This is a genomic window from Brunnivagina elsteri CCALA 953 (assembly GCF_002289455.1).
Classification (GTDB): Bacteria; Cyanobacteriota; Cyanobacteriia; order Cyanobacteriales; family Nostocaceae; genus Brunnivagina; species Brunnivagina elsteri.
Genome location: NZ_NTFS01000303.1, coordinates 1 through 8,203, shown reverse-complemented (window position 1 = coordinate 8,203; position 8,203 = coordinate 1). Strand labels below are relative to the sequence as shown.

6 protein-coding genes are annotated in these 8,203 nt (G+C 38.6%); all 6 read right to left on the bottom strand.

The features are described from left to right. Window positions 1-81 precede the first annotated feature (81 nt). The gene (locus tag CK510_RS21920; RefSeq protein ID WP_095723712.1) at window positions 82-984 is read right to left on the bottom strand and encodes a polysaccharide deacetylase family protein; all 903 of its coding nucleotides are present in this window, start codon (window positions 982-984) and stop codon (window positions 82-84) included. Window positions 985-1,542: 558 nt separating this feature from the next. Further along, a complete protein-coding gene (locus CK510_RS21915; protein ID WP_095723711.1) occupies window positions 1,543-2,451 on the bottom strand; it encodes a polysaccharide deacetylase family protein in 909 nt (302 codons plus the stop codon). Window positions 2,452-3,585: 1,134 nt separating this feature from the next. Then, window positions 3,586-4,878 (bottom strand): mannosyltransferase family protein, encoded by a 1,293-nt coding sequence (locus CK510_RS21910; RefSeq protein ID WP_245912295.1) that lies wholly within the window; start codon window positions 4,876-4,878, stop codon window positions 3,586-3,588. A gap of 497 nt (window positions 4,879-5,375) precedes the next feature. Continuing rightward, complete coding sequence (locus CK510_RS21905) at window positions 5,376-5,744, bottom strand: DMT family transporter (protein WP_095723710.1); 369 nt, start codon at window positions 5,742-5,744, stop codon at window positions 5,376-5,378. Window positions 5,745-5,770: 26 nt separating this feature from the next. Further along, a complete protein-coding gene (locus CK510_RS21900; RefSeq protein ID WP_095723709.1) occupies window positions 5,771-6,757 on the bottom strand; it encodes a glycosyltransferase family 2 protein in 987 nt (328 codons plus the stop codon). A 168-nt stretch (window positions 6,758-6,925) separates the two neighbouring features. Then, window positions 6,926-7,732: a class I SAM-dependent methyltransferase gene (locus CK510_RS21895; protein WP_095723708.1), complete on the bottom strand. Its 807-nt coding sequence runs from the start codon at window positions 7,730-7,732 to the stop codon at window positions 6,926-6,928. Between the last annotated feature and the right edge of the window lie 471 nt (window positions 7,733-8,203).

Genomic DNA, 8,203 nt, shown 5'->3' with positions numbered 1-8,203 from the left:
CTCTCAACTACACCCCTAAATTCACAATAATATATTTTCGTGGAAAACTCCAGTTCTCAAAATGGACGAGGTTTAACTATTCTATTTTTTCGCCATTTGCAATTCCTTATCTTCAATTTCCAGCATCTCTGGCATGGTAACAAAACGATAACCAGAGTTACGAAATTTCTCAATCATGGCTGGTAGTGCCTTAACTGTGCTATCACGAACACCACCACCATCGTGCATCAAAACAATCCCACCTGGTTTGGAATCACGCATCACATTACTCAACAAACGAGGTACAGCAGGACGTTTGTAGTCGTGGGAATCTGCCGACCACATAATCACCGAATACTTTTTACTCTTCGCATACGCAGCCGGACCATTACCTAAAACACCTCCAGGTGGACGGAAGAGGTTTGTTCTCACACCAGTAGTTTTATAAATAATTTCTTCTGTAGCATCTATTTCATAAGCCGCAGCTTTGGGGTTGAGACGATGATACCAATGATGCCAGGTATGGTTTGCGATCGCATGACCATCGGTAACAATGCGTTTCCCAATTTCTGGAAAGTTTTTCATGTTTCTGCCGATGACAAAAAATGTTCCCTTAACATTATTTTCTTTGAGAATATCTAATATTTGCTCTGTATACTTGGGCCAAGGACCATCATCAAAAGTTAAAGCAACTATTTTATCGTTTTGATTCGGCTTGACTGCATTGAGGGTGACTCCTTGGTAGCGTTTGGGTATTTCTTGATAAACACCTTTTTGCTTTGCCTCTTGTTGCCAACTATCCATCATTTGCTTTTTCAACTCTGTCACGCGCTGAGTTGTAGTAGCTGGTGCAGCCAAACTACTGGCAATTACGCTTTGCCCTAAACCGTTACTGAAGACGTTTTGCTGAATTGGTATTGCCATTCCCACAGCTAAAGTTAGTACTAAAGCAGCTAGCCCAAACAATACAAATTTTGGTAATCTAAAAAGTCCTTTGGTATTCACGTCATAGCTCCTTCATCCGACATTCTTTGGGTTGCGATCGCATTTGGCAGGTGCTTTACACCATCGCACTCAGGCGAAATGGTTTACTAGGGTTATTCAAAAGTCATCCAAAAATCATTGGGCGATGGTTTTGAGTAATAACAAAAATTAATTTAAAAATTAATTCAAAAAATTAAGTATAGAGTAACAGATATTACGCTGAGACATAGTATCAATTGTTCGTACTACCAGTAATCTCGAATAATCGGTTTTGTACAGTGGATACGGCAATGGCTAAGAAATACAGCACATTTCATTTGGATGAGGTACACTACCATCTGTATTTATCCGCGTGCCCTGCGGGTAGGCAGGGACTGACTTCCAAAGGTAGCCACATTAGATGAGCGGAGCGAGACTTCTCGTGGAGTAGCGTCTATATCTGCGGTTTTTATCTCTTTTATATACCTCACTTACTTGCAATTTGCTGTATACCCATAATAACTATCTTCTCAGATTGCGATAAGCGGGCGTATCACTCCGGATAAAGCTGGCGTTATCGGTAAAATATTAAGATAAAAATTACTTTTTGTTTGCCGCAACTGTCTGTGACTGCTTATCCTGTAATTCCAAAAGTTCGGGAATCGTGACAAAACGATAGCCCTGTTTTCTAAAATTACTGATGATTTGCGGTAGAGCTTGCACCGTATGAGAGCGATTTCCACCACCATCATGCATAAGTACTATTCCACCTGGTCTGGCTTCTCGCATCACATTACTGATTAATTTAGATACACTTGGTCGGGAATAATCAACGGAATCAGACGACCACATTATACTTGCGTATTTCTGATTTTTAGCATAATTATATGGACCATTAGTTTTGATCCCACCAGGTGGACGGAATAAACTGGTCTTTACTCCCGTAACTTTATAAATTAAATTTGATGTGTTATCGACTTCAAATGCTGAGGCTTGCGGGTTCATGTAATGATACCAGTGATGCCATGTGTGGTTGGCAATCACATGCCCCTCTGCAACAACCCGCTTACCCAAACCTGGATGTTCTTGCAGCATCTGTCCGACGACAAAAAATGTACCTTTGATATTATTTTTTTTAAGAATTTCCAGAACTTGGGGTGTATTCTGGGGCGAAGGTCCATCATCAAATGTTAAAGCAATGACTTTCTCCCCAGGAGGCAATTTTGCTTCCATAATCGTTGCTCCTTGGAAGCTGTTGGGTATGTCACTAATACCTTTTGCTACCGCTTCTTTTTGCCAGCTTGTAAGCATGGACGATTTGATTGCTTCAATCCTTTCTTGTGTTAAGGCTTGAAGTGATACATCTTTAATATCAATTATTTGCGTACTCTGTGTTTGCAAGTTGCTAGGAAAAATGGGTAACATTAAACCCAAACTCAGGCAACCTCCCACTCCCAGTAATGCAATTAATGCGCCTTGCGACCAACTAAAAGGTTTGTTATTCTCCACTTCACAGCTCCTTTATACCTCGAACTGCCTAACACCGACAATCGCGGTTTTTAATCACAGAATTTTTTAGATATTTAGATACCTAATTTCTTTCCTTAATGTAAAGAAAATTACCTGTAACTGTTCACAGATTATTAAAAATATTCAAACGATAGAAGTTTTTTGTTTAACTCTAGCCTAACGGTTTGGCTGAAGTTATTCTGTTTTTAAATAACTTTAGTTAGTTACTAAATACGAGAATGTACATGAACTAAATCTATGTTGATTATATTGTATTCACTACTTTTAAATAGTAAGTCTAAGTTACATTCGTAACATTATATATTCTACTGCCTCGCATTATTTCTTCCTGGAAAGAAAGTGTTAAGTTTTTAAATGAATCAGATAGTTTACATCTACGCTCTAGCAAATACGCTAGACGCTGTTTATTTAGATATAGTTTCTCATTTATAAATTCAACTTTGGTTTGAGGACAAAGACTCTTTACTTAATGAATTACTGTAAAACTGCTCCTAACTTCGTACTTAGATGATCTGCAAAATTTGATACTTAAGTAAATTAATAAGCGAATCAAATATAATTATTAATTAAATTTGCTGTTTTGCTTATGCTTGACCATATCACCGATAGAGGAATTAATTACTCCCATATCATTAATATTACATATAAACTTTAATGCTTACCGTAATACCACTGCTTTTTACATCTATATCATGACTAGATTTTCGAGAGATTATCCAACAAACTCGAATTTAAGTAATATTTAATCATTTTCTCTCCTGGTATAATGTAAACTTAATTACCTATTATACTGAATTAATCTTCAGTGCTAAGTAAAAAAGTACACAAATATTTAAAGGTAGGGTTCGGGGTAGAACGGAATTGGTAAGAATTATGGTTGCCTTGTGGTGCTAGTTTTATTTTTGCCAAGGAATAGAGTGTAGATGAGCCGATGAGAATAAAAATGCACACCAGCTAACAAGTGAAATATTTTCTTGATGAACAAGATATAGAATATACTCTCAAGGCTTTTTAAAGAACAATATACGGTGTTTGTTTGCTAAAAACAGTACGATTTATGTAACAAATAATTAATAAAATGAAACTTTTACTATTTGTACTCATGAAGTACTACTAAGCTAGCCATAAGTCTTGGGCAAAGCGGATGCAGAACAGGACAAGTATCAAACCACCAAAAGCCATAACAGCATAACCCCAACGTGGGTATTTAGCAAATAAAAAACCAGATGCGATAAATAGAGGCGCGATCGCATAAACATATCTTTCCACAGAAGCGGTCAATCCGGTATTCAGGGCAATTCCATAGGAGAAAAAGCCATAAATAGCAGCGACTAGGGGGATTGAAAAGCGATAATACCAAAGTAGATACAAGCCACCGAAAATCAAGACTATCTTAATTAGGGATTCCCCTGCCATTAACCAGAGTACAAACCAAAGTAGAAAAAAACCGTAGCGAACTTTATCAGCACCAAGTTTTTGGCGGAAGCGTAACAATAGAAGGGCGCTAATTGCGATAATAGCAAACTGTGGGAGATAAAAAGGGTCTTGAATATAACCAATCGCCGCATTTTTTCCACCGATCGCAACTTGTGTCAGCATATACCACCAACCTTGCCAAGCAAAACCCGCAGAGGTTCGCCATCCTTTTTGAGCATTGAGGAAGGCTAAAGCATCGCCGAATTTCCAGAGGCAGTATAGGCTATAAATGGCGACACCTGAAGCAACAAAAAGGCTAGCAATATAGGCTGTAATTGGTCGCTTTTGCTTCCAAGCGGTGAGGAAAAAGGCTGGAAGTAGGGTGATTCCGGTGATGCGGGTTGCGCTGGATAATGCCCCCCAGAAACCAGCCCAAGCGTATTGTTTTCGATCGAAAGCGCGTAGTGCTGAAATACTGAAGAGGAAAAATAGTCCTTCGGTATACATGACTGTACCGTAGATCGAATAGGGACACCATGCCATTGTCGCAGTTGCCCACCGGGCAGAATTTTTACCGTAGCGTTCTTCAACCCAGGTATATAGTGTTATTAATGCTGCGAAAAATGCCAAGTTATTAATTAGTAATCCAGCGATAACTACAGGTATTCCTATTTTTGTTAATATCCAAATTAATAAGGGATATAGGGGGAAAAATGCCACTGAATATTGAGTTTTCGTAAAATCAAGTCCGTAGTTATAGCCTATTGTTGCTATGTTGTAATACCAGACGCTATCCCAAGCAAATAATACATCCCACCAGCCATACTTGTTAATCACCACATTTGATGTTTTTGTGGCGATTGGCATGATTATAAACATGACTATGAGTATTATTAAACGGCTGAGTAGCCACATTAGTGCTGGAAACCAAATTTTTTGATTTTGCAAATTATTGTTAATATTAATTGTAGGTATCGTTATTTTACTCATAGTTGTTAATAGTTAATATGGCAATCCTATTTGATAACTCCTCTGGACAGTCTACTCCAAAGTGAAAAATAGATAAGGAGATAAACCGCCATAGACACGTTTGCTCTTAGAGTATGTTTGAAAAGTCGGACAAGGTATAAATTGTCATTCTGAGTGGAGTCTTACGGAACGTACGCGCTACGCGTTGCCGCAGGCTAGAATCTTGCGTTTCATGCGTATATTGAGATGCTTTGTGCCTCAGCATGACATTTCGGGGTACTTTTCAAACATCCTCTTAGCCTTCCCGTTAGGGTAGTGGCTACTTAGCCATTACAGGGCGGCTATCGCCAACAGAAGCTACTTCGTATCTACCGTAGGTAGACGCAGAGAACGCAGAGAGAATAAAGAAATATATTGAAATATCATTTAAGCGCAAGCGCAGGCTACGCCAACACAAATGATTTGGGATGGCTATGGTTAATGGTTATGGATTATTGGTTCTTGCCTAATATCCGATTTTATTTATTCCAAACTACTAATATTACTCCCGCAACAATAAAACCTAATCCCGTTAAACGCATTATTGGAATTGGTTCTTTAAATATAAAAAAGCCGATGATAACAGAGAATACATATACAAGTGAAGCTGCTGGTCCGGCTACGCTTAAATTAACTCGCGTTAGGAGTAAAATATAAGCGATCGCACCTAATCCATAACAGCCTAATCCAATTAATAATTCTGGTGTGGTGATGATACCAGTAATTTTGTTAAATGGATGGGCAAAGTCTAATTTCCCCAACTTTGCTGCACCCATTTTCAAAAAAAATTGTCCCATGACACTGGCGAGAACTGATATTAATAATACACCGAATTCTTGTGGATTCACGTAATTTTCCTAAATGCAATTTGAGATTAAATAGGGGAATGACTTGATGATTTATGAACAGAAGTATTCGATTGTGGTGAAACACCAGCAATTTCTTTTACAGTATATATGGGACGACCTTTGACTTCTTCATAAATACGTCCGATGTATTCACCTAAAATGCCAATACAGAATAACTGTACTGAACCTAAGAAAAAGAGTGCGATCGTAATTAATGTAAAGCCAATTAAGGGTGTTGTGCGATCGGAAAAACGCCAGTAAAGTACTAGTAATATCATCAGTAAGGCTACACCTGCTGATAAAATACCTAAGTAAGTAGCAATACGTAGAGGAACTCTGGAAAGCGATACTATACCGCTAATTGCGAGTGCCAAAGATTTCCCAAATGTATATTTTACTTCACCAGCAAAGCGGGGATCCCGTTCAAATTTAACTGCGGTTTGCCGAAAACCTACCCAAGCACGTAAACCACGAATGTAACGGTTTCGTTCTGGCATGGCATTGAGAACGTCAACTACCTGTCTATCCATTAAGCAGAAGTCTCCTGTATCTTCGGGAATGTCCACATCTGCAAGCTGCCTTAAGATGCGGTAAAATCCATATGCCATCAAGCGTTTAAACCAATTTTCTTTTTTGCGGGATGTTCGTTGTGCGTAGACAACTTGATAACCCTGTTGCCATTTTTCGATCATTGATGAAGCTAGTTCTGGTGGATCTTGCAAGTCAGCATCCATGACGATCGCAACTTTTCCACGCACAAAGTTTAAACCTGCGGTTACTGCTACTTGATGACCAAAGTTACGGGCAAAGCTCAGGTAATTTACTCGACTGTCGAGATGGTGAAGTTCACGCATCAAGTTCAAGGAGTTATCTTTGCTACCATCATCGACTAAAATTAATTCACATTCACCATCTAACTGTTGCATAACACCAGTTAAACGACGATACATTTCGTTGATGTTGTCTTCTTCGTTATATATGGGGATAACGATGGAGTAGGTTGGTTGAGTCATCCGGTTTTGGATTTTGGAAAGTTAGAAGTTAGGAGTTAGAAGTTAGGAGTTAAGAGTTAGGAGTTAAGAGTTAGGAATTAGGAGTTAGAAGTTAGAAGTTAGGAATTAGGGGTTAGAGGTTAGGAATTAGAAATTGAAATATTGGATTACTTAATTTATTCCTACTGCCTACTGACTTCTGCCTTCTGCCTTCTGCCTACTGACTACTGCCTTCTGAGCTACAACTAATGCTGACACACCAAATGGCAAACTCAATTTACCCATAAAAAAATGACGTTCGCTAGCAAATAGAAAGGTCAAAAGTTTGTTAATTAGGGGAGATGGTACTGTTAAATCGCCACTTGTTTGAGGTTTATTATTTTGAATTTGATTTTCTTGAGATTTATTCCCAAGTTTAAATAAATTTTGCAACAAACGGACTCCAGCAACAAGGGGAAACAGAAAAGTATTAAAATAGCTACCATAACATAACGAAAAATCAGCCTTGCGGACAACTTTTTGTAAACCTCTTAAACGATAGCGACGCTTATGATGGTTGATATCATCGTGGGAACTCCACAAAAATTGATATGCTGGCACTGTTAATATTATCCAACCACCAGGTTTGAGGTGCGATCGCAATGCTGAAAGTGCTGCTAAATCATCATCTAAATGCTCAATCACATCAAAAGCAACAATTAAATCGTACTCCCCCGCAAACGGGATTTTATCTGGCAAACTTCCCAATCTCACAGTAGTCACTTGACGCTGATTAGCAAATTCGCAAGCAATTTCATCTAGTTCCATCGCTGCAACTTCACCATGACGTGCCAGCATTCGTAAATTTCCACCAGTTCCGCAACCAGCTTCAAGAATTTTTGCATCTATCGGAAGACTGATTTCTCGTATCACTCGGTCGAGTATGCGACGACGAGCAACAAACCACCAATGTTTATCTTCGACGGTTGCGTATTGTAGATAAAAGTCTTTTTCCATAAAGCGGAGGGTAGGGGATTGGGAGGAAAAACGGAAAAGTGTCGTTTATTGTAATACCATTTTTAGTGTAGGTTTTGCCAATGCGATCGCAACTTTTTTAAGTATTTCCAAATCACACCGATTCAGAAAATTAAACAGCCATACTCTAAACGGCTAATAATTAAACTTTTATCATCAGCACGAAACTACAAATATTCTCTGCGAAACTTTGCGCTTTACTCTGCGAAACTCTACGTTTAAAAGCCAAACTCCAAGCCATTTGTAGTATAATTCAATTGAGCTTAAACATTCCTTCCTCATTCTTTTTATCGAGGAATTTAGCTATTGACGGGGATTTTAAATCGTGGGGTTAGAAGTCGGGTTACTGGGTTTTAAGACTTGGGTTTTTCACGTGGGGCAAAAAGTAAGCACTGAGTTAGGGAATTTTGATCGTAAAATCAATCGACTGCCATTAGACGGCGCAAAAACTTG

Coding starts and splice junctions, on each gene's coding strand:
- CK510_RS21910 (WP_245912295.1), bottom strand. CDS start 4,878: ATGAGTAAAATAACGATACCTACAATTAATATTAACAATAATTTGCAA.
- CK510_RS21895 (WP_095723708.1), bottom strand. CDS start 7,732: ATGGAAAAAGACTTTTATCTACAATACGCAACCGTCGAAGATAAACAT.
- CK510_RS21900 (WP_095723709.1), bottom strand. CDS start 6,757: ATGACTCAACCAACCTACTCCATCGTTATCCCCATATATAACGAAGAA.